Genomic DNA, 22,111 nt, shown 5'->3' on the forward strand with positions numbered 1-22,111 from the left:
ACCAAGGCGCTTGAGAGAACTGCGTTGAAGGAACTCGGCAAATTGCACGCGTAACTTCGGAAGAAGCGTGACCTCTTTGTACGCAAGTATTGAGAGGTGGCACAGACCAGGGGGTAGCGACTGTTTATCAAAAACACAGGGCTCTGCGAAGTCTTTAAGACGACGTATAGGGTCTGACGCCTGCCCGGTGCTGGAAGGTTAAGAGGAGATGTGCAAGCATTGAATCGAAGCCCCAGTAAACGGCGGCCGTAACTATAACGGTCCTAAGGTAGCGAAATTCCTTGTCGGGTAAGTTCCGACCTGCACGAATGGCGTAACGACTTCCCCGCTGTCTCCAACGCAGACTCAGTGAAATTGAATTCCCCGTGAAGATGCGGGGTTCCTGCGGTCAGACGGAAAGACCCCGTGCACCTTTACTATAGCTTTACACTGGCATTTACCAAGACATGTGTAGGATAGGTGGTAGGCTTTGAAGCGCGGACGCCAGTTTGCGTGGAGCCATCCTTGAAATACCACCCTTATCTTCGTGGATGTCTAACCGCGATCCGTTATCCGGATCCGGGACAGTGTATGGTGGGTAGTTTGACTGGGGCGGTCGCCTCCTAAAGAGTAACGGAGGCGCGCGATGGTGGGCTCAGAACGGTCGGAAATCGTTCGCTGAGTGCAATGGCATAAGCCCGCCTGACTGCGAGACTGACAAGTCGAGCAGAGACGAAAGTCGGTCATAGTGATCCGGTGGTCCCGCGTGGAAGGGCCATCGCTCAACGGATAAAAGGTACGCCGGGGATAACAGGCTGATGACCCCCAAGAGTCCATATCGACGGGGTTGTTTGGCACCTCGATGTCGGCTCATCGCATCCTGGGGCTGGAGCAGGTCCCAAGGGTTTGGCTGTTCGCCAATTAAAGCGGTACGTGAGCTGGGTTCAGAACGTCGTGAGACAGTTCGGTCCCTATCTGCCGTGGGTGTAGGAATATTGACAGGATCTGTCCCTAGTACGAGAGGACCGGGATGGACGTATCTCTGGTGGACCTGTTGTGGCGCCAGCCGCATAGCAGGGTAGCTATATACGGAATGGATAACCGCTGAAGGCATCTAAGCGGGAAACCAACCTGAAAACGAGTGTTCCCTATCAGAGCCGTTGTAGACGACAACGTTGATAGGCCGGGTGTGGAAGCGCAGCAATGTGTGAAGCTTACCGGTACTAATCGCTCGATCGGCTTGATCGTTCTCATTGTTTATGTTTATCGCGAAGCCTTCGGCTTCACGATCAACTTTATGTCCTGACGCTGTCGCGGCCTTTGGCCGCTGCGCTCCGGACGGGCCGCTTCGCGACGCAGGCAAGCTGCTGAGGGTCGTCCCTCGACAGGCATTGTGACTGCTGACTGACGAAGCGCCAATACAACAACAGACCTCACGACCTTGTTCGTTCCATACTCTTGCAGAGCAAGGGAAAAGGACCGAAGCCCAAAGGCTTCGCAAGCGCGACTGCGCGTCCGAGCTTATGCGAGGCGCCCGCGCAGGGCAGGCCCTGAAAGGGCCGGTACGCCCGTGAGCGCAAACAAATCTGAGGACAAAACAACTCTTCCAGCTTCTCGAAAACATGCTGCATTTGGCTGACCTGGTGGTTATGGCGGGGTCCTTAACACCCGTTCCCATTCCGAACACGGCCGTGAAATGCCCCAGCGCTGATGGTACTTTGTCTTAAGGCACGGGAGAGTAAGTCGCTGCCAGGTCTGCCAAATGCAACATCGTTTATGTGTTCACGCCAATGTGGCCTGCGGCCACGCTGCACACGGCGCGCCGAACTGTCGGCGACGCGCAGTCGCGCTGAGCAAAGAATATCTTCTCAAAACAATCAAACGGCGACTGCCGATACCAAGCCGCCGATAAGGCGGCTTTTTTGTTGCCGGAATACACAAGCATAACGCGGGGTGGAGCAGCCCGGTAGCTCGTCAGGCTCATAACCTGAAGGCCGCAGGTTCAAATCCTGCCCCCGCAACCATCTTTACTTGCGATGACCCCGCCCCCAAGGCGGGGTTTTTCGTTTGGACCGAAAGCGTAAGGATTTCGGCAAGATCGCCGTGCACATCGATCTCCACCTTGCCATCCACCGGCGTCAGCACGATGTCCTCGACCAATGTCCTGACTACATCGGCCGCACACGAGCCTCGACGGGCTCATCCCGAATGAATTTGCAACCCGGTACGCTATGGACCACAACGTGAACAGGCCTAATTTATAGACGCGGACAGAACTGGGAGCAGGTCACAGGTGATATTGTGAACCGTAAATAATGAAAGGCCTCCAGAAAAAGCCGGTCCTCTCGGCCTTTGGCGCCACGGCGGGGCAGTGACGCCTGGAAAAACTCAAGCGCGACACGCCAGTCATCTTCTATCATCTTCGTGCTCATGCCGACCTCCAGCAAGTCGACATCCCAGGAACCAGGCAAAGTTAATATGGGGAATCCCACTTTTCCAAGCTGCGGTAATCCGTCCACGCCGACCAAATTGAAACGCAGGCCCCTGCAGCGGCAGGTCAGCGCGGAGAGCATCTCAAATACGCATGAGACATTCGGTACCAGGTGTGGCGGATTGTGTTCGTCGTCCGGACCACTATGATGTCCAGGTGATGTTTCAAGCCGGCGAAGGCACGGTGGTGAGTATCACACGGATGATCGTCCTGCACAGGGACGTTTGGAGATGAAAATGGCGAAAAAACTTGGCGCATGGGTCGCAACTATTGTCGTTGTCGCGGTTGCGGCGGGCGGTTACGCTGCTTGGCGTAACTTGAACGGTGAAGGCCTTCCCGAAGGCATTGCCGGCGGCAATGGCCGTATCGAGGCGACCGAAATCGATATCGCCGCCAAGACCGCCGGACGCATCAGCGAAATTTTCGTCAACGAGGGCGATTTCATCACCGCCGGCGAGAAACTGGTGCAAATGGACACAAGGCAACTGGAAGCGCAGAAGCGCGAGGCCGAGGCCAGCCTGCGCAGCGCCAAAACCGGCCTGGATACAGCAAATGCCACGATAGAACAGGCAAAAGCCGAAAAGCGGGCCGCCGAAGCGATCGTCGAGCAGCGGCAGGCTGCTCTCAACTCCGCCCAAGCCACTTATGAACGGGCGCAAAGGTTGGTGCAGACCAACGTCACCTCCAGACAGGCGCTGGAAAATGCCGAGGCCACGGCGCTGCAGGCAAAAGCTGGTCTGGCGGCCGCTCAAGCCTCTTCGGCTGCCGCAAGCGCGGCCATCAGCACCGCCCAGTCGCAGCTAGCAAAGGCGGAAGCGGCCATCGATGCGGCACAGGCCAGCATTGATTATATCCAGACCATCATCGATGACAGTGTGCTGACGGCGCCGCGTCCCGGCCGGGTGCAATACCTCGTTGCCCAGCCGGGTGAGGTTGTTGCTGCGGGCGGCCGGGTTCTCAACATTGTCGACCTGACCGATGTCTACATGAATTTCTTCCTGCCGACGGAACAGGCAGGGCTCACCGCGATAGGCGCGGAAGCGCGGCTGGTGCTCGACGCCGCGCCGCAACTCATCATTCCCGCCAGCATTTCCTATGTTTCCGATGTCGCGCAGTTCACGCCGAAGGCGGTGGAAACGGAAATCGAGCGCCAGAAACTGATGTTCAGGGTGAAAGCCCGCATCGCGCCGGAGCTGCTGGCAGAGCATATCGACCTCGTCAAGACCGGCCTGCCGGGTATGGCCTATGTGCGCTACGATGCCGCCACGCCCTGGCCGCAGATGCTTGACGGAAATCTTGCCAAATGACCACGCCGGGACAGTCGGCCGGTGCCGCGCCGGTCGCCCATATCGAGCATGTCAGCCTGCATTACCGAAAGACGAGGGCGCTCGACGACATCACGCTCGCGATACCCGCCGGCTGTATGGCCGGCCTCATCGGCCCTGACGGCGTCGGCAAGTCGAGCCTGCTGTCGCTGATTGCCGGTGCGCGCGTGGTGCAGACCGGCACGGTCACAGTGCTGGGCGGCGATATCGCCGATGACAAGCACCGCCGCGCAGTGTGTCCGCGCATCGCCTATATGCCGCAGGGGCTCGGGCGCAATCTCTACGCCACGCTCTCGGTTTACGAGAATATCGACTTTTTCGGCCGGCTCTTCGGCCACGCAAAGGCCGAGCGCATCCGGCGCATCGAGACCCTTTTGAAGGGCACCGGACTTTCTCCCTTTGCCGACCGGCCGGCGGGCAAGCTTTCCGGCGGCATGAAGCAGAAGCTTGGCCTGTGCTGTGCGCTCATTCACGATCCCGACCTTCTGGTGCTCGACGAGCCGACAACCGGCGTCGACCCGCTGTCCAGACAGCAGTTCTGGAACCTGATCGACGGCATCCGCGCCGCCCGCCCCGGCATGAGCGTCATCGTCGCCACCGCCTATATGGAGGAGGCCGCCCGTTTCGACTGGCTGGCGGCGATGAATGACGGCAAGGTTCTTGCCACGGGAAGTCCCGCCGAGCTTCTTGAAAAGACGGCGACCGAGGATCTCGATTCCGCTTTCGTAGCGTTGTTGCCGGAAACCGACCGCAGCGACAGCGTGCCGCTGGAAATCACGCCTCGCGCCGAGGACGATAGCGGCGATTATGCCATCGAGGCGGAGCATCTGAGCAAGCGTTTCGGCAATTTCACCGCCGTCGACGATGTCAGTTTCCGCATCCACCGGGGCGAGATTTTTGGCTTTCTCGGCTCCAATGGCTGCGGCAAGACCACGACGATGAAAATGCTGACCGGGCTTCTGGAGGCCAGCGACGGCACGGCCAAGCTGTTTGGCAAACCGGTCGATCCCGGCAATATCGATGTGCGCCGGCGGGTTGGCTACATGTCGCAGGCCTTTTCGCTCTACACCGAGCTCACCGTGCGCCAGAACCTTGAACTGCATGCCCGGCTTTACCGCCTGCCGGCAGAGACGATCGGTGCGCGCGTTGCCGAGATGATTGCGCGTTTCGACCTTGCCGAAGTCGCCGACAGCCTGCCCGACGCCCTGCCGCTCGGCATCCGCCAGCGCCTGTCACTGGCCGTGGCGATGATCCACGGGCCGGACATCCTCATCCTCGACGAGCCGACCTCCGGCGTCGACCCGGTGGCGCGCGATGATTTCTGGCGGATGCTGGTCGCGCTCTCGCGCAATGACAATGTCACGATCTTCATCTCCACCCATTTCATGAACGAGGCGGCGCGTTGCGACCGGATTTCGCTAATGCATGCCGGCAAGGTGCTGACAAGCGACCGGCCTGACGCCATTATCGCGGCAAGCGGCCGCGAGACGCTGGAAGAAGCGTTCATCAGCCATCTGGAAGCGGTAACGGACAGTGCGGACGAAGAGGCCACCCCGGTTGTGGCCAAGGACGATGCCGCCTCGGATGCGCGCGCCGAACGGGCTCTGAGGCGCAATTTCGATTTTCGTCGGATGTTGAGCTATTCATGGCGCGAGGCGCTGGAACTGCGCCGCGACCCGATCCGCGCCACCATGGCGATCATCGGCAGCGTGATCCTGCTTCTGGTGATCGGCTATGGCATCAATCTCGATATCCAGAACCTGAGCTATGCCGCGCTCGACCGGGACCAGACCACGGTCAGCCGTGATTTGACGCTCGACATTTCAGGCTCGCGCTATTTCGACGAAAAGCCGCCGCTTGCCGATTATGACGATCTGGACCGGCGGATGCGCGACGGCGAGATCAGCTTCGCCATCGAAATTCCGCCGAATTTCGCCGCTGATCTGGCGCGCGGCCGCAATGTCGAGATCGGCGTCTGGCTTGACGGCTCCATGCCGATGCGCGCGTCGACGGCGCAGGGCTATATCGAAGGCGTCTACGCAGCCTGGCTCAGCCGGAAAATCGCGGAGGTCTATGGACCGCAGGCGGTCGCGCCCGCCTATTCGGTGGCCGCGCGCTACCGCTATAATCCTGATATCCGAAGCCTCGTGGCCATGGCGCCGGCAGTCATTCCGCTGCTTTTGATGCTGATTCCCGCCATTCTGGCAACGCTTTCGGTCGTGCGGGAAAAGGAACTGGGCTCGATCGTCAATTTCTATGTCACGCCGACCACGCGGCTTGAATTCCTGCTCGGTAAGCAGACGCCCTATGTCGTTCTCGCCATGTTCAATTTCGCGCTGCTGCTGGTCACCTCGCTTCTGGTGTTCCGGGTACCCTTCACCGGCAGCATCCTGACCCTAACGCTGGCGGCGCTGCTTTACGTTATCATCTCCACGGGGCTTGGCCTTGTGGTGTCGACCCTGACCAACAGTCAGATCGCGGCCCTTTTCGCCACAGCGCTCCTGACGCTCATTCCGGCCATCCAGTATTCGGGTCTGATCGATCCGGTCAGTGCGCTGGAGGGCGCGGGCGCCTTTATCGGCAAAATCTACCCGGCAACCTATTTCGTGACGATATCGCGCGGCACCTTCACCAAGGCGCTCGATTTCGGCGATCTTCAGACGGCCTTCGTGCCGCTGATCATCGCCATTCCGATTCTGGTCGCCGCCGGCACGCTGCTGCTCGGCAAGCAGGCGAGGTAGGTCATGCGATTTTACAATATCCTCCAGCTCGGCATCAAGGAACTGCGCGGCCTCGGTCGTGATACGCTGATGGTCATTCTGATCATCTATGCGTTTTCACTTTCGGTCTACACAGCATCGGTCGCCCTGCCGGAGACGCTCAACCGCGCGGCTATCTCCGTCGTCGATGAGGACCGTTCGGCGCTGTCGCAGCGTATTCTCGATGCCTTCTACCCGCCTTACTTCATCACGCCGGAGACTGTCACAACCGCCGAGATGGACGCGCGGCTGGATGCCGGCACGTCGACCTTCGTGCTCGACATTCCGGCGAATTTCGAAAGGGACGTTCTGGCCGGCCGGCAACCGGAACTCCAGCTCAATATCGACGCGACGCGGATGACCCAGGCGTTTACCGGCAACACCTATATCCAGCAGATCATCGACCGGACCATCGCCGAATATCTGAACCGCTTTCCCGGCGGCAGTGACATTCCGGTCTCGCTCGATATCCGCGCCCGCTACAATCCGCAGCTCAGCCAGATGTGGTTCGGCTCGATCATCAACATCATCACCAGCATCACCATGCTGTCGATGATCCTGTCCGGCGCGGCGCTGATCCGCGAGCGCGAGCACGGCACCATCGAACACCTGCTGGTCATGCCGGTCACCGCCTTCGAAATCATGGTCAGCAAGATCTGGTCGATCGGGCTGGTTGTTCTCGTAGCCGCCGCCCTGTCCCTGGTGTTCGTCGTCCAGGGCGTTCTCAAAGTGCCGGTCAACGGCTCCATGACGCTGTTTCTGTTCGGCAGCGCGCTGATGCTGTTTGCCATGTGCTCGCTCGGCATCTTCCTTGCGACGGTTGCCGGCTCGATGCCGCAATTCGGTCTTTTGCTGATGCTGGTGCTGCTGCCGCTGCAGGTGCTTTCCGGCGGGCTGACGCCGCGCGAAAGCATGCCGCAGTTCATTCAGGACATCATGCTGCTGGCGCCCAACACCCATTACGTAACGCTGTCGCAGGCCGTACTGTTTCGCGGCGCGGGCCTCGATGTCGTCTGGCCGCAACTTGTCTGGCTGACGGCGATCGGCCTTGCGCTGTTCGCCATCGCGCTGCGCCGTTTCCGGGTTTTCCTGCAATAGCGTTTGGCCCCTCTGCCTGACGCGGACAAGCGCCGTTGAGCCGCCGTCCAGCTTTTAACGGCGCTTCCTGTCATCAGCGCCAAGGCATCCGATGTCAGACAGGCCGCAACGGCTGTAAGCCCGTCGAACCACTTGGCGAAATTCCGGATTCTCGAAATAAGGCTTTGTCATCGGCGTCTCGACAAAGGTTGAGCAGCTGGTTTTGGCCCGGATGCTGACCGGGGCAGGTTCAACCACCCGCGCCTGGTGGAGACCTCCGCTGGATAAGACAGTCTCCAAATCCTGCCACTGCAACCAAAAACACGCAAAAAAACGGGCAACTTAGTCGTTTGGCGGGTTTTTCCTCGCCTGCTTCCAATGGTTATCTCGAATTATCAGCCGATTTTCGAATGACCTCTGACGAAAAGGAGTCCCCTAGAGGTCAGTTCCACAACCGTGTTGCCGCCCCGGAGCGATAGGCCAAGGTGGTTACGAGAGTATCGTCATCGGGGCTATCGCCATTGACGGCGGTGATGAGCTGGCGCGACCCATTCATCGTTTTTGGGTCTCAATATCCCGTTCCTATCTTTTGCATCAGAAAAAAATGCATCTGATAAATTTGCAAATGCAAATTTTCTGTTCTATCTTCCGTTTTCAGAGGAGACTGAAATCAACGGAGGAGTGAATGTCCAGATTTCTGCAGGCGGCCGCCTTTGTGGCGTTGTCCGCGCTTTCGGCAGCGCCCGTCATGGCCGCCGATTATACGCTGAAAGTTTCATCGCCGACGAACAGCGATGTCATTTTGAAATGGATGGAGGGTTTCAAGAAGGGCGTCGAGGCGAAGACGGACGGCGCGATCGAGGTCCAGCTTTTCCCGGCCAATCAACTCGGTCAGATCCCGGCAACGGTTGAAGGCGTTGCCATGGGAACGATCGAGGTGACGGCGCCGGCATCGTCCTTCTTCGTCCAGTATGACAAGAAGTTCGAGGTGCTGGACGTTCCCGGCCTGTTCGGCGATCTGGCCGAGGCGCAGAAGGTTCTGGCCGACCCGGACGTCGAGGATCATCTGTCGGCTTACGCCGCCGATCAGGGCATGGAAACCATCGCCGCCTTTCCCCATGGTCCGCTCGGCATTCTCAGCGTCAAACCCATCGACACGATCGCTGCGCTGAAGGGGCAGAAGATCCGTGTGGCGGGGCCATCGGCTCTGGCGACCGGCCCTCTGGAGGCGCTCGGCGCCTCGCCGATCTCTATGCCGCTTGGCGAGGTTCTCCCCGCCATGCAGAACGGCGTCGTCGACGGTCTGATCGCCGGCCTGCCGGTCTTTACCACCGGCCATTACTACGATGTCGCCAAGGGGCTGACCGTGCTGCCGGAAAGCTACATGGTGGTGACGGCGGTGGCGAGCCAGTCGTTTCTGGACATGATCGGTCCGGAACTGGCCGATGATGTGCGGGCTGCCGCACGCGAGGCGCTGACCGAGGCCAACACCTGGAATCTCGACGCAGTCGAACAGGTCAAGTCGATCTGGGAGAAAAACGGCGGCAAGATCCTCACCCTCTCGCCGGAGGACCAGAAGGCCTATCTGGACGCCGTGGCCGGGATCATGCCGAAAGCGGAAGCCGACAACCCCGATCTGGCCGATGAAATCACCTTCATGCAGGACGCCGTGAAGCGGCTCTCGGCCCAATAACAGTCATACGGATATAAGGGCGCGGACGTCTCGGCGCCGCGCCCTCGGGAACACGTTTAATGAAACACGCGCTCGATACGATTTCGCGCTGGTTGATGACCGCGCTTGCCCTTCTGCTCATCCTCATGGTCCTGATGATCTGTCTCGGGGTCGCGTTGCGCTATATCTGGGGCGTCACCCTGCTGTGGTTGGATGAATCGCTCGTCTTCAGCATGGTCGGGATTGTCTTCATCGGCGCCATCGGCGTGTCGCAGAAAAACCAGCATCTGCGGATGTCGCTGCTGTCCGACAGTTTCTCCAAACCACTCAGGCGTTTTCTGGGGCCGGTCGAACATCTGGCCACCGCCGGGGTCTGTCTTTACGTCGCCTGGTATTCCTACAGCGCCATCAGCCGTCTGTTTGCGCGTGGAACGCTCAGCAACATGGCTGAGGTGCCGCTTTGGCTGGTGCAGGGCACCGTTCTTGTCGGCCTCGTTGGCATGGCGCTGATCGCCGTTTTCCGGCTGTTCGAATCGCTGCGCGGGAGTGAATGAGATGATCTGGACACTCGTCGTTCTTCCCGTCGTGCTGATGCTGTTGGGATATCCTATCTTCCTGGTGCTCCTGGCGGCATCCGCTGCCACCATGGCGCTGACGATGCATCTGCCGCTGCTGGCGCTGCAGCAATATCTGTTTTCCTCCGTCAATGCCTATACGCTGCTGGCGCTGCCCTTCTTCATCTTCGCCGGTGAACTGATGGACCGCGGCGGCATCGCCAGCCGCCTCATGGACCTGATGCGCGCCAGCATGGGTCGCGTGCCGGGCAAGGTGCCGCTGACGGCGATTTCCGGCGGCGCGGTCTTCGGCGCGATCACCGGCGTCGGCGCGGCCTCGGTCGCGACCGTCAGCAAGGTGATGCTGCCGTCGCTGCGCGAGGACAAATATGACGACGCCTATTCCGCCGGGCTGCTGGTTTCCGTCGGCGCGGTCGGCGTGATCCTGCCGCCGTCGATCCCGATGATCGTTTATGCCGCGGCGGCGGACCAGTCCATTCCGCGCCTTTATGCCGCCGGCATCGTGCCGGGCCTGCTCATTGTCGGCCTGCTGGCGCTGCACGCCTTGTGGGTCGGGCGCAGGACGCGAAGCGGCAGCGAGGATGCCCTGTCGCTCGGCCACTTCCTGCATGCTCTGAAACGCGGCGTCTGGGCGGCCGGCGTTCCGCTGGTCATCATCGGCGGCATCTATGGCGGCGTGTTTTCGCCGACGGAAGCCGCCGGCGTCGCCTGTCTCTATGCTTTTGCGGTGAGCTGTCTGGTGATGCGGGAGTTGACGCTGGCCGATCTTCTGGCCGCAGCGCGGGTGACCGTTTCCTTCACGTCGCAGATCATGATCGTGATTGCCTGTGCCGGCGTGTTCTCCTGGCTGATCACCGTCAATCAGGTGTCGGGCCAGCTGGTCGCGCTGATCCAGCAGATGGCGCTGCCCACATGGGTCCTGCTCATTGCGCTCAATATCCTGCTTTTGATTGTCGGCTGTCTGATCGATCCGCTGTCGGCCATCCTGCTTTTGACGCCGCTGTTGCTGCCGATCATCACGGCGGTCGGCATCGATCCGGTTCATTTCGGCATCATCATGACCGTGAACCTCGCGATCGGCCTGTTCACGCCGCCGTTCGGGATCAATATCTTCGTCATGCAGGTGGTCTCCGGCATGCCGTTGCGCACCATCTACCGGGGCATCCTTCCCTTTGCCCTGATCTATCTCGTGGCACTGCTGCTGATCACCTATGTCCCTGAAATCTCGAATGCCGGTGTGGCTATCCTGATCGGAAAATAACACCGGCCGGGCGTAAAATGAGGCTTTTTGCGCCTTATTATTTGCAAATACAAGAATTGTAATATCAACTGTATCCGATGGAGGAGAAACAATGGATTGTGATGTCGCAATCGTGGGCTATGGCCCGACAGGAATGGCGCTGGCCGCGCTTCTCGGTCAGCAAGGCCGCAGCGTCATCGTGCTCGAGCGCTATCAGGGTCTCTACAATCTGCCCCGAGCCGCCGCTTTCGACGATGAAACCATGCGGACGTTCCAGAAGCTCGGCATTTCGGAAAAGGTTCTGCCGGGCACCAATATCCAGCGCGGCTATGTCTGGATAAACGGCAATGACGAGGTTCTGCTCGATATCGAGTACGACAATCCCGGCCGCTGCGGCTGGCCGTCCCAGTACATGATGTACCAGCCGCATCTCGAAGACACGATGGACACGCTTGTCAGGAGCACGCCCGGCGTCGAAATTCGCAGCGGCCAGACGGTCACCGCGCTTGCCGATGACGGCGAGGGCGTGACGGTGACCGCCCGGGACGAAAACGGCACGGAGCAGACCGTGCGCGCCCGCTATGTCGTCGGCTGCGACGGCGGCAACGGCTTTGTCCGCAGGCATCTAGACGGCAAGCTCGAAGACCTCGCCTTTTTCGAGAACTGGCTGGTCTGCGACTTCGAAATGCGCCGCAATGTGCCGGGGCTTCCGTCCTTTCAGCAGGTCTGCAATCCGGCCCAGTCGATATCGATCGTCAATATCGGCCCCAATCACCACCGTTTCTCCTTCCGGCTGGAAGCGGATGCGGATCGCGACGAATTGGTGAAACCGGAAAACGTCTGGCCGCGCGTCGCCGCCTATCTCTCCCCGGATGATGCAGACCTCATTCGCGTGGCGAACTACACCTTCCTGTCCTGTGTGACCGAAAGCTGGCGCAAGGGCCGGATTATGCTGGCCGGCGATGCCGCCCACCAGATGCCGCCCTTCCTGGCGCAGGGCATGGTTTCGGGCATTCGCGACGCCCGCAATCTGGCGTGGAAGCTCGACATGGTGCTGTCCGGTTACGACGACGGGCTTCTCGACACCTACCAGAAAGAGCGCGAGCCGCATGTGCGCTACATCACCGACAAGGCCATCGAGCTCGGCCGCGCCCAGACCATGCGCGATCCCGAAAAGGCCAGGGAACGCGATGCCCGCATGATTGCCGCGCGCAAGGCCAATCACAAGCCGGACAAGCTCGTCTATCCGCCGCTGAAGGGCGGCCTGATCGACAATGACGGCGCGCTTCTGCCGCAGGGGCTGGTCTCGACGCCGGCCAGGACGGCGCTGTTCGACGAAATTGCCGGTACGGGCTGGCTGATCGTCGCCGCCGACCGACCCGCACTCTCGGAAATCAGCGAAAACGACCTTGAGAGCTGGAAGGCCATGGGCGGCTCCGAAGCGGTCTTCGCCCTCACGCAGATGTTCGGCGGCGGCGATATCTGGGACACCAACGGCGTATATGGCCGCTGGTTCAGCGAGACCGGCGCGGTTGCCGCCATCGTCCGTCCCGACAGCTATGTCTACGGCCTCGCCAAGACGCCGGGCGAACTTTCAACGCTGTTGGGCGGCCTCTTGTCCGCGCTCGGCCCGCGCTGACGCGCGCAAACAGATCAAACGATTTCCATCAGGAGGATAGTCAATGCAAGGCAAGATCGCCCTCGAAGAACATTTCGCCATTCCCGACACGCTTCAGGATTCGGCCGGCTTCGTGCCGGGCGCCTACTGGGACGAGCTCCAGCACCGTCTGCTCGACATTCATGACACACGGCTGAAACTCATGGATGCCCACGGGATCGACCTCATGATCCTGTCGCTGAACGCGCCCGCCGTCCAGGCCATCACCGACCGCGAAACGGCTATCGACATTGCCCGGCGCGCCAATGACACGCTGGCCGAGGAATGCGCCAGACGTCCCGACCGTTTCCGGGCCTTTGCGGCTTTGCCGATGCAGGACCCGGATGCCGCCGCGCGCGAACTGGATCGCTGCGTCAAGGAGCTGGGTTTCGTCGGCGCGCTGGTCAACGGCTTCTCGCAGGACAGCCTGCAGGGCGATGGCGAGACCCCGCTTTATTACGACCTGCCGCAATACCGCCCGTTCTGGGGTGAGGTCGCAAAGCTGGATGTGCCCTTCTATCTGCATCCGCGCAACCCGCTGCCGCAGGACGCCCGCATCTATGAAGGCCATCCGTGGCTGCTCGGCCCGACATGGGCCTTTGCCCAGGAAACGGCCGTCCATGCCCTGCGCCTGATGGGCTCGGGCCTGTTCGACGAACACCCCTCGCTGCAGATCGTTCTCGGCCATATGGGCGAGGGCATTCCCTACATGATCTGGCGGATCGACCATCGCAACGCCTGGGTCAAGTTGCCGCCGAAACATCCGGCAAAGCGGAAATTCGCCGATTATTTCAACGAGAATTTCCACATCACCACATCCGGCAATTTCCGCACCCAGACGTTGATCGACGCCATTCTCGAACTCGGCGCCGACCGCATCATGTTCTCGACCGACTGGCCTTTCGAAAATGTCGACCATGCCGCAGACTGGTTCGATGCCGCCTCGGTTTCGGAGGCGGACCGGATCAAGATCGGCCGGACCAATGCCAGCCGGCTGTTCAAACTGGAGTAGGTTACCATGCAGGCTTTCACACATACGGCTTCCCCCGCGCGGATCGTCTTCGGGCGGGGAACACTTGAAAGCGCGGCCGACGAGGTGCGCCGTCTCGGCGCATCGCGGGCGCTCGTCCTGTCCACGCCGCAGCAGCGCGGGCAGGCCGAAACCCTGGCCGCCAGCCTCGGGCCTCTTTCCGCCGGGCTTTTCGACAGCGCGACCATGCATACGCCGGTCGAGGTCACCCTGCGCGCCGTGGCAGTCTTCGAAAAGGCCGGGGCCGACTGCATCGTCGCCATCGGCGGCGGGTCGACAACCGGCCTTGGCAAGGCGATTGCCGCGCGCAACGGCGCGCCGCAGCTGGTCATCCCGACGACCTATGCCGGCTCGGAGGCGACGCCGATCCTCGGCGAAACCGAAAACGGGGTGAAGACCACGCGCCGTGGACCGGAGATCCTGCCGGAAACGGTGATCTACGACCCGGACCTGACCACATCGCTGCCGCGCCATCTCGCCGTCACCAGCGGCCTGAACGCCATGGCCCACGCCGCCGAGGGCGTTTACGCGCGCGACGGAAGCCCGGTCTATACGCTGATGGCCCTTGAGGGGCTGCGGGCGTTCCGCGATGCGCTGCCTGCCATCGTCGACGACCCGGACAATGCCGAGGGGCGCGACGGCGCAGTCTATGGCGCATGGTTGTGCGGCACGGTGCTTGGCGGCGTCGGCATGTCGGTCCACCACAAGCTCTGCCACACGCTGGGCGGCAGTCTGGACCTGCCGCATGCCGATACGCATGCAATTCTGCTGCCCCACACGATTGCCTTTATCGAGGAGACGGCGCCGGAAGCGCTGGCATCAGTGGCGGGCCTGTTCGGCGGCCGGGCCGGTGCGGGGCTTTACGATTTTGCCCGTTCGCTCGGCGCGCCGCTGCGGCTTGCCGATCTCGGCGTCACCGAAACGCAACTGGACCGCATGGCGGAACTGGCCACCGCCAATCCCTACTGGAGCCCCCGTCCGCTCGACCGAAAGAGCATCCGAGGCCTGCTTCAGCGCGCATGGGCCGGAAAGCGCCCGGATTGATTGGAGAGGAGAAAACCAATGACCCGCTATTTTACGGAAGAGGCATCGGTCGAAACCGTCAATGAACGCATGGGAAGCGAGGCTTCCCCGCGCCTGCGCGAAGTGATGACATCGCTTGTCAGCCATCTTCACGCCTTCGCCAAGGAGATCAACCTCACGCAGGATGAATGGGATATCGCCATTGATTTCCTCACCCGCACCGGCCAGATCTGCTCCGAGGAGCGGCAGGAATTCATCCTGCTGTCCGATGTTCTGGGCTTTTCGATGTTGGTGGATGCGATCAACAACCGGCGTCCGGAAGGGGCGACGGAGAACACCGTTTTCGGCCCCTTCCATGTCGCCAACGCCCCGATCCGACAGATGGGCGACTGTATATCGCTCGACGGCAAGGGCGAACTCTGCCGCTATATCGGCAAGGTGACGGACCTTGACGGAAACCCGGTCGAAAATGCCTGCATCGATGTCTGGTCGGACAATGCCGACAGTTTCTACGATGTCCAGCAGCCGGATATCCAGCCCAAATGGAACAATCGCGGACGGTTCTTCACCGGTCCGGACGGCGCCTATCAGTTCGTCGGCATCAAGCCGGTGAGCTATCCGATCCCCGACGACGGTCCGGTCGGCCAGATGTTGGGCCATATGGGCCGCCACCCCTACCGCCCGGCGCACATGCATTTTCTGGTCACCGCCGATGGCTTCCAGAAACTGGTTACCCACACATTTGCGGGCGGTGACAAATACCTGGAAAGCGATGCCGTTTTCGGCGTCAAGAAAAGCCTGATCGCGCCGTTCGTGCGGTCTGACGACGAAGACACGGTCTGGCGCTCCGATTTCGACTTCGTGCTGGTGCCGGTGGGGTAAAGCGGCGGGAGTCGGATGAGACGACGGCCTCCAGTTTTTTCTGACAAAACCGGCCCACTCTCTCAGGTGTCATCCTCGTGCTTGACACGAGGATCCATGTACCTCTCCGCACAACAAGCGTGAGCAGTTGGTTCCGACCGTTATGATATTGGGACCAGCGCCGTTCATTGTTTGCGACAAACGACGCTGGATCCTCGTGTCAAGCACGAGGATGACGCCGGAGAGGGCGGGAGGGCTGTGGCCAACTGAAGCGCCGGATTGATGGCCGATAGCTAACCTCGGACACCTGTGGGTCAAGCATAAGAATGACACCCGTGCAAAGTGAGCTTTGTCAGCCGCTCAGAGCTTCGAGATATTCCGGTTGATATGGCGCAGCGTGCGTTTCAGCGCCACCACGGTCTCGGGATCGAGACCGTCGACCGCCGTTTCCTCATACATCGCCGCCACGGGCATCAGCCGGTCGGCCAGATGAGTGCCCTTTTCCGTCAGGTTGATCTGCACGATCCTGCCATTCGTCACCGGGCGAACGCGGGAGACCAGACCGCGCCGGACAAGCTGTCCCACCAGGCGCGACAGCGTCGACACTTCCACCGAAACAAGCTCGGCAAGCTCGCTCAGCGTTTTCTCGCCCCGCTGCCTAAGCACCGCCAGAACGCGATACATCGAAAGCGTCACGTCGTGTTCGAGCAACTGGCTTGAGAAACGCTCCCCCAGTCTCACACCAACCCGATTGAGCAGATAGGGTATCGAATCGGTGAATTCATACGGCACTTCAAACATCTCCTTTGGCCGGGGTGTGACATCGGACACATGCCAGGCTCCCCCAATTTCCAGAGACTATTTTAGTCGCTTATGCAATTTTTGTAAATGCAACAATTAGGCGACAGTGACACATGAGCATAAGAATTTCATGTCGGCGTCCTGAAAGCTGAAAGGGGCAGCTCAGTCGTCAGTGACGAGGCCGGAAGCCGGCCCCGTCTGGATGTTTTGGCTTAGTCCTGGCCGATTTCGAAATCGGCCAGAAGCTCGAGTGCCTTGACCATGCCGGAATGGTCCCAAGCGCTGCCGCCGTGTGCTGCGCAGGCGTTGAACAGTTCCTGGCAGGTTGCTGTATTGGGGAGCGACAGGCCCATCTGGCGGCCGGCGGTGAGTGCCAAATTGAGGTCTTTCTGGTGCAGGTTGATGCGGAAGCCGGGATCGAATGTCCGCTTGATCATCCGTTCACCGTGCAGTTCCAGGATTTTCGATGAAGCGAAGCCGCCGGAAATCGCCTGGCGAACGCGCTCCGGATCAACGCCGGCGCGTGCGGCAAACAGCAGTGCCTCGCCGACGGCTTCGATATTCATGGCGACAATCATCTGGTTGGCGACCTTGGCGGTCTGCCCGGCGCCGACCGCGCCCACCAGTGTCACGTTCTTGCCCATGATTTCGAAAAGCGGTTTGACCTTTTCGAAGACCTCATCCTTGGCACCGACCATGATGGACAGCGTGCCGTCGCGCGCGCCGACCTCGCCGCCGGAAACCGGTGCGTCAACATATTCGCAGCCAAGCGCCTCGATCTTGGCGGCATATTCCTTGGTTTCGACGGGCGAAATCGAGCTCATGTCGATGACGATCTTGCCGGCGCTCAGGCCTTCTGCCGCGCCGTTTTCGCCGAAGAGCACCGCGCCGACATCGGGCGTGTCGGGCACGATGGAAATGAAGACTTCGCATTTTTCCGCGACCTCTTTTGACGAGGCGCAGGCGGTGATGCCTTTTGCGGCGAGGCTGTCTGCAAGCTGTTTGCGATCATAGGCGAACAGTTCATGCCCTGCGTCTGCAAGCCGTCCGGCCATCTGGGTCCCCATGATCCCGAGACCGACAAAACCGATTTTCGTCATCGCTTATCTCCCTTTAAGTGTCGTGTGGATGTCGGCAGGCCTTACGCCTGCGAAGATATGAATTTGTCGCAGAGCGCCTGGGTGGCGTTGCGGAAGACGCCGAGGTCGGAACCAACGGCGACAAGATTGGCGCCCATTTCCAGATAGCGGCGCGCATCGGCCTCTACAGGCGCCAGAATGCCAGCCGTCTTGCCATGGCTTTCGGCGACCGAGAATACATGGCGGATGGCCTTCTGGACATCGGGTTGTGAGGGATTGCCGAGATGGCCGAAGCCTGCGGCGAGATCGGAAGGGCCGACGAACAACCCGTCAACGCCATCGACTGCGGCGATTTCATCTGCCGCTTCAACGGCCTGAGGGCTTTCGATCTGCACGAGAACCGTGATGTTCTCGTTGACCAGCTTCATGTAGTCGGGCACCGTCCCGTAATGGTTCGAGCGTTGCGACACCGAAACGCCACGCACGCCCTCAGGCGGATAGCGGGTGGCGGCAACCGCCGCTTTTGCTTCAGCCGCCGACTGAACGAACGGGATGAGAAAATTATAAAAACCACTGTCGAGCAGTCGTTTGATAATGACGGTGTCGTTCCATTGCGGGCGCACGACAGGCGCCGAGGCACTGTCTTTCAGCGCCATGAGCTGCGGTATCAGGCTCAGGACATCATTTGGCGCGTGCTCGCTGTCGAGAAGCAGCCAGTCAAAACCGGCGTACCCCAGGACTTCTGCTGTAATCGGGCTTGCAAGCGCCGACCAACAGCCGATCTGTACCTTGCGCTTCAGTATGTTTTGGCGGAACTGGTTCGGAATGCCCCGATAGGGTGTGACGTCCGACATGGCTGGTCCTTTTCCTTCCAATGTGTCGGCAGGCAGCAAGGTGTCGCCGCTGCCGCTGTGATGATGTGTGGCGGCGGCGGTATTGTCGCGTCGCCCGGCCTGTCCCTGTAGGTGGTTTGCGAAGTTCGCCCCGGAAAAACGGCGCCCCTGTTCTACATCGCATGCTCATAGGCCAGGCTTGCGCCGATCAGTTCGCGGGCATAGGGGTCCGTCGCCTGATTGCCCAATATGGCTTCGCGCGGCAGAACCTCCGTGATGCGGCCGGCCTGCATCACGGCAAAGCGGTCACACATATGGTCGATGACGGCGAGGTCGTGACTGACCATCAGATAGGTGAAGCCTTTTTCCTCGCGCAGACGCACCAGCAGGTTGATGATTTCCGCCTGTACCGAAACATCGAGCGCGGATGTCGGTTCATCCAGCAGCAGGACGTCCGGTTCCAGAATCAGCGCCCGGGCAATGGCGACACGCTGGCGCTGCCCGCCGGAAAGCTGATGCGGGTAGCGATCCAGAAAACCTGCCGGCAGGCCGACTTCGACAAGCGCGCGCTCCATGCGTTCCTCGCGGTCGGCGATGCCGTGGATTTTCAGAGGTTCGCTCAAAACGGTGCGGATGGAATGGCGCGGATGCAGTGAGCCATAGGGGTCCTGAAACACCATCTGCATGGTGCGGCAGCGTTCTTCCAGCGTCATCTCGTTGACGGACCGGTCGCCGAATTTGATCTCGCCCTTCCAGTTGTCGAAGAGCAGCGAGGCGCAGCGCAAAACCGTGGATTTCCCCGATCCGCTTTCGCCCACCAGGCCGAAGCATTCGCCTTTCTCGACCGAGAAGTCGACGTCGTTGAGCACTTTTATGGCGCCGAAGCTGATGGACAGCTTTTCCACACTGACCGATTTCATCATATCGCTCCTTCGGGATTTTCCCAGGATTGCTGGCGCTGAAGAACAGGCAATGGCGTGCGCGGGCCGCCGATATGCGGCTGGGCGGCAAGGAGGCCGCGCGTATAGGGATGTTCGGCATGGTCGAGCTCGCTGGCGGCGCGCGCTTCAACAACCCGGCCCGCATACATGATCAGCACCCGGTCGCAGAAATTGCGGACGAGGTTGAGGTCGTGCGAGATCATGATCAGCCCAATGCCCTTTTCACGCACGAGATCGTCGAGGATTTTCAGCACCTGCAGTCGCACCGTGACATCAAGCGCGGAGGTGGGCTCGTCGGCGATCACCAGATCGGGATTGGTGAGCAGCATCATGGCAATCATGATGCGCTGGCCCATGCCGCCGGAAACCTCGTGCGGATAGAGATCGTAGACCCGTTCCGGGTCGCGGATCTGCACGGCTTCCAGCATGTCGATGGCGCGCTTTCTGGCCTCCGCACGGGAGCATCTGAGATGTGTCTGGTAGGCTTCGGCAACCTGCGCGCCGCAGCGCTGGATCGGGTTCAGCGAGAATTTCGGATCCTGAAGGATCATCGACATGCGTGCGCCGCGGATCTTCAGCATATCCCGCTCGCTGGCCTTCATCAGGTCGATATCCGCAAAGCGCATCGACTGCGCCGTGATATCGGCTGTTGGCAGCAGTTTCAGCAGGGCCCTGCCGACGGTTGATTTTCCCGATCCGCTTTCGCCGACAATACCGAGCCGCTCGCGCCCGAGGGTGAAGCTGACATTGCGCACGGCAGGTGCGGGCGTTCCGCGATAGTGGATCGACAGATCCCGGACATCAAGGATGGGGTGTTCGGACATGTCCTTACCTCCGGTTCATCTGTTTGGGATCGAGCGCGTCACGCAACCCGTCGCCTAAAAGGTTGAAGGCGAGGCTGACGCAGAGAATGGCGATGCCCGGAAATGTCACCAGCCACCAGCTGTCGATCATGTAGCGCCGTCCGGTGGCGATCATCGCGCCCCATTCCGGCAATGGCGGCTGTGCGCCAAGACCGAGGAAGCCGAGGCCGGCGGCCGTCAGAATGACGGTGGCCATGTTCAGCGTCAGGCGGATGACGACGGAGGGCAGGCACATGGGCACGATCGAGCGCCAGATGATGCGCGCCGAGGATGCGCCCTGCAACCGCGCGGCCGAGATATAGTCGGCACGGCGGAAGGTCAGCGTCTCCGCGCGTGCAAGGCGGGCAATCGGCGGCCAGGCCGTCAGCGAAATCGCGATGATGGCGTTGTTGAGGCTCGGGCCCAGGGCGGCGACAAAGGCCAGCGAGAGGATCAGGGACGGAAAGGACAGGAAGATATCCGTCAGCCGCATCAGGGCGTTGTCGATCCGTCCGCCGAAATATCCGGCAACGGTGCCGATGAACAGGCCGATCGGCCCGACGACGATGGTCACCAGAAAGATGATCCTGAGCGTGATCCGCGAGCCATAGAGAAGACGGCTGTAGATATCGCGTCCCAGCTCATCCGTGCCGAAGAAATGTTCGGCGCTTGGCGGCTGAAGTGTTGCCTGCAGGTTCTGGACATAAGGATCGCTGGTCGCCAGAAGCGGCGCAAACAATGCGCACAACAGCAGTATGGCCAGCACGAGAAGGCCGAAGGCGGAGGTCGGAGACTTCACCAGGAACACGAGAATGTTCTTCAACGTCCCCAGCGATTGCAGCGGCACAGCACTTTTCTTTGCGGCGAGCGGTTTGGTGATATCGGACATGGTCAGCGTGTCCTTGGGTCAAATACGCGATAGAGAACATCGGACAGGATGTTGAGGCAGATGAAGATCAGCCCGACGAGGAGAACGCAGGTCATCACCGCGTTCATGTCTCCGATACGCAGGTTTGATGTGAGGTACTGGCCAAATCCCGGCCAGGCGAAAACGGTTTCGATCAGAACGGCGCCCTCGAGCAGCGCGCCATAGGCGAGCGCCACGATGGTGACGAGCTGAACCCGGATATTGATGAAGACGTGCAGCCAGATCGTCTGTCTCTGGCTCAATCCTTTCACCCGTGCCGTGGTGACATATTCCTGATTGATCTGGTCGAGCATGAAGGAACGGGTCATGCGGGTGATATAGGCGGCGGAAGAATAGCCGAGCAGCGAAGCGGGGAGGATGATGTGGTGGATCGCGCTTCTGAAAACCTCCCAGTCGCCGGCAAGCGCGCTGTCGATGAGAAGGAAGTTCGTGCGTTCCGGCACCATGCCGATATAGAACTGGCTCATTCTGCCGGAGCCGCCGACCCAGCCGAGATTGGCATAGAATATCAGCAGGCCGATCATGCCGGTCCAGAAGATCGGCATGGAATGCCCCAGCAGGCTGAAAACGCGGATTGCGTGATCGGGCCAGCGATCCTTCTTGACAGCTGCCAGAACACCCAGCGGAATGCCGAGCCCGGCGCCGACGAGAATGGCGAAGGTCGCCAGTTCTATCGTGGCGGGAAGAACGTGCAGGATATCCTGGATAACGGGCTGGCCGGTGCGAATGGAGGTCCCGAAATCGCCGGTGAACACATCGCGTATATAGAAGAAGAACTGCTGCCACATCGGCCTGTCGAGACCGAGCTGATGGTAGACGTTTTCATAGACTTCCTTTGTCGCATCCTCGCCGACAATGGCGCGAACCGGGTCGACCGGCATGACGCGGCCGATCACGAAAGTCAGAACCAGCAAACCGAAGAGCGTGACAAGGATAGACCCGACCCGTTCCACCAGGCCGCCGGCGCGACCTGACTCATTTTGCATGTCAACTCCTCC

Annotated in this window: 17 protein-coding genes, 1 tRNA gene and 2 rRNA genes (1 of these 20 running past the window's edge); 13 read left to right on the forward strand and 7 right to left on the reverse strand. The window is 60.5% G+C overall.

The annotated features are described in order from the left end of the window. From ACHZCU_RS11340 to ACHZCU_RS11400, 13 genes are all read left to right on the forward strand, one after another. Positions 1-1,227, forward strand: a 23S ribosomal RNA gene (locus ACHZCU_RS11340) (it extends 1,721 nt beyond the left edge of the window). Between the two features lie 391 nt (positions 1,228-1,618). After that, a 5S ribosomal RNA gene (gene rrf, locus ACHZCU_RS11345) occupies positions 1,619-1,734 on the forward strand. 192 nt (positions 1,735-1,926) lie between these two features. Then, positions 1,927-2,003, forward strand: a tRNA-Met gene (locus tag ACHZCU_RS11350). A gap of 703 nt (positions 2,004-2,706) precedes the next feature. Beyond that, complete coding sequence (locus tag ACHZCU_RS11355) at positions 2,707-3,777, forward strand: HlyD family efflux transporter periplasmic adaptor subunit (protein WP_319518859.1); 1,071 nt, start codon at positions 2,707-2,709, stop codon at positions 3,775-3,777. Next, positions 3,774-6,536, forward strand: coding sequence for a ribosome-associated ATPase/putative transporter RbbA (rbbA, locus tag ACHZCU_RS11360; protein ID WP_319518860.1), 2,763 nt, complete (start codon positions 3,774-3,776; stop codon positions 6,534-6,536). Before ACHZCU_RS11355 ends, rbbA begins: the two co-directional genes overlap by 4 nt. A 3-nt stretch (positions 6,537-6,539) precedes the next feature. Further along, on the forward strand, positions 6,540-7,652 hold the full coding sequence (locus ACHZCU_RS11365) for an ABC transporter permease (protein ID WP_319518861.1): 1,113 nt from the start codon (positions 6,540-6,542) through the stop codon (positions 7,650-7,652). Positions 7,653-8,316: 664 nt separating this feature from the next. Further along, on the forward strand, positions 8,317-9,324 hold the full coding sequence (locus ACHZCU_RS11370) for a TRAP transporter substrate-binding protein (RefSeq protein ID WP_319518862.1): 1,008 nt from the start codon (positions 8,317-8,319) through the stop codon (positions 9,322-9,324). Positions 9,325-9,383: 59 nt separating this feature from the next. Continuing rightward, a complete protein-coding gene (locus tag ACHZCU_RS11375; RefSeq protein ID WP_319518863.1) occupies positions 9,384-9,857 on the forward strand; it encodes a TRAP transporter small permease in 474 nt (157 codons plus the stop codon). Between the two features lies 1 nt (position 9,858). Continuing rightward, positions 9,859-11,139: a TRAP transporter large permease gene (locus ACHZCU_RS11380; protein ID WP_319518864.1), complete on the forward strand. Its 1,281-nt coding sequence runs from the start codon at positions 9,859-9,861 to the stop codon at positions 11,137-11,139. A gap of 91 nt (positions 11,140-11,230) precedes the next feature. After that, positions 11,231-12,757, forward strand: a complete 1,527-nt coding sequence (locus ACHZCU_RS11385; RefSeq protein WP_319518865.1) for a bifunctional 3-(3-hydroxy-phenyl)propionate/3-hydroxycinnamic acid hydroxylase — start codon at positions 11,231-11,233, stop codon at positions 12,755-12,757. Positions 12,758-12,800: 43 nt separating this feature from the next. Continuing rightward, the gene (gene tsdA / locus ACHZCU_RS11390) at positions 12,801-13,787 is read left to right on the forward strand and encodes a gamma-resorcylate decarboxylase (protein ID WP_319518866.1); all 987 of its coding nucleotides are present in this window, start codon (positions 12,801-12,803) and stop codon (positions 13,785-13,787) included. Between the two features lie 6 nt (positions 13,788-13,793). Continuing rightward, complete coding sequence (locus ACHZCU_RS11395) at positions 13,794-14,849, forward strand: maleylacetate reductase (RefSeq protein ID WP_319518867.1); 1,056 nt, start codon at positions 13,794-13,796, stop codon at positions 14,847-14,849. A gap of 18 nt (positions 14,850-14,867) precedes the next feature. Beyond that, positions 14,868-15,710 (forward strand): intradiol ring-cleavage dioxygenase, encoded by an 843-nt coding sequence (locus ACHZCU_RS11400; protein ID WP_319518868.1) that lies wholly within the window; start codon positions 14,868-14,870, stop codon positions 15,708-15,710. A 339-nt stretch (positions 15,711-16,049) separates the two neighbouring features. On the opposite strand, the gene ACHZCU_RS11405 is transcribed toward ACHZCU_RS11400, so the two are convergent. The 7 genes from ACHZCU_RS11405 to ACHZCU_RS11435 all read right to left on the reverse strand — a co-directional run bounded on the left by ACHZCU_RS11405 (position 16,050) and on the right by ACHZCU_RS11435 (position 22,099). Next, positions 16,050-16,490 (reverse strand): MarR family transcriptional regulator, encoded by a 441-nt coding sequence (locus ACHZCU_RS11405; protein ID WP_319518869.1) that lies wholly within the window; start codon positions 16,488-16,490, stop codon positions 16,050-16,052. Positions 16,491-16,702: 212 nt separating this feature from the next. Continuing rightward, complete coding sequence (locus ACHZCU_RS11410; RefSeq protein ID WP_319518870.1) at positions 16,703-17,590, reverse strand: 2-hydroxy-3-oxopropionate reductase; 888 nt, start codon at positions 17,588-17,590, stop codon at positions 16,703-16,705. Between the two features lie 41 nt (positions 17,591-17,631). Then, entirely contained in the window at positions 17,632-18,423 is a 792-nt protein-coding gene (garL, locus tag ACHZCU_RS11415) for a 2-dehydro-3-deoxyglucarate aldolase (protein ID WP_319518871.1), read from the reverse strand. Positions 18,424-18,575: 152 nt separating this feature from the next. Then, positions 18,576-19,325: an ABC transporter ATP-binding protein gene (locus tag ACHZCU_RS11420; protein ID WP_394706050.1), complete on the reverse strand. Its 750-nt coding sequence runs from the start codon at positions 19,323-19,325 to the stop codon at positions 18,576-18,578. Next, positions 19,322-20,167 carry an ABC transporter ATP-binding protein gene (locus ACHZCU_RS11425; RefSeq protein ID WP_319518872.1) on the reverse strand — a complete coding sequence of 282 codons (846 nt, stop codon included), beginning with the start codon at positions 20,165-20,167 and terminating at the stop codon, positions 19,322-19,324. Before ACHZCU_RS11425 ends, ACHZCU_RS11420 begins: the two co-directional genes overlap by 4 nt. Before the next feature lie 4 nt (positions 20,168-20,171). Then, positions 20,172-21,074, reverse strand: coding sequence for a nickel transporter permease (gene nikC / locus ACHZCU_RS11430; RefSeq protein WP_106306243.1), 903 nt, complete (start codon positions 21,072-21,074; stop codon positions 20,172-20,174). Positions 21,075-21,076: 2 nt separating this feature from the next. Then, the gene (locus ACHZCU_RS11435; protein ID WP_106306246.1) at positions 21,077-22,099 is read right to left on the reverse strand and encodes an ABC transporter permease; all 1,023 of its coding nucleotides are present in this window, start codon (positions 22,097-22,099) and stop codon (positions 21,077-21,079) included. Positions 22,100-22,111 lie beyond the last annotated feature (12 nt).

Origin of the sequence: uncultured Martelella sp. (genome assembly GCF_963677965.2) — a bacterium.
In the GTDB taxonomy this organism is placed as follows: Bacteria; Pseudomonadota; Alphaproteobacteria; order Rhizobiales; family Rhizobiaceae; genus Martelella; species Martelella mangrovi.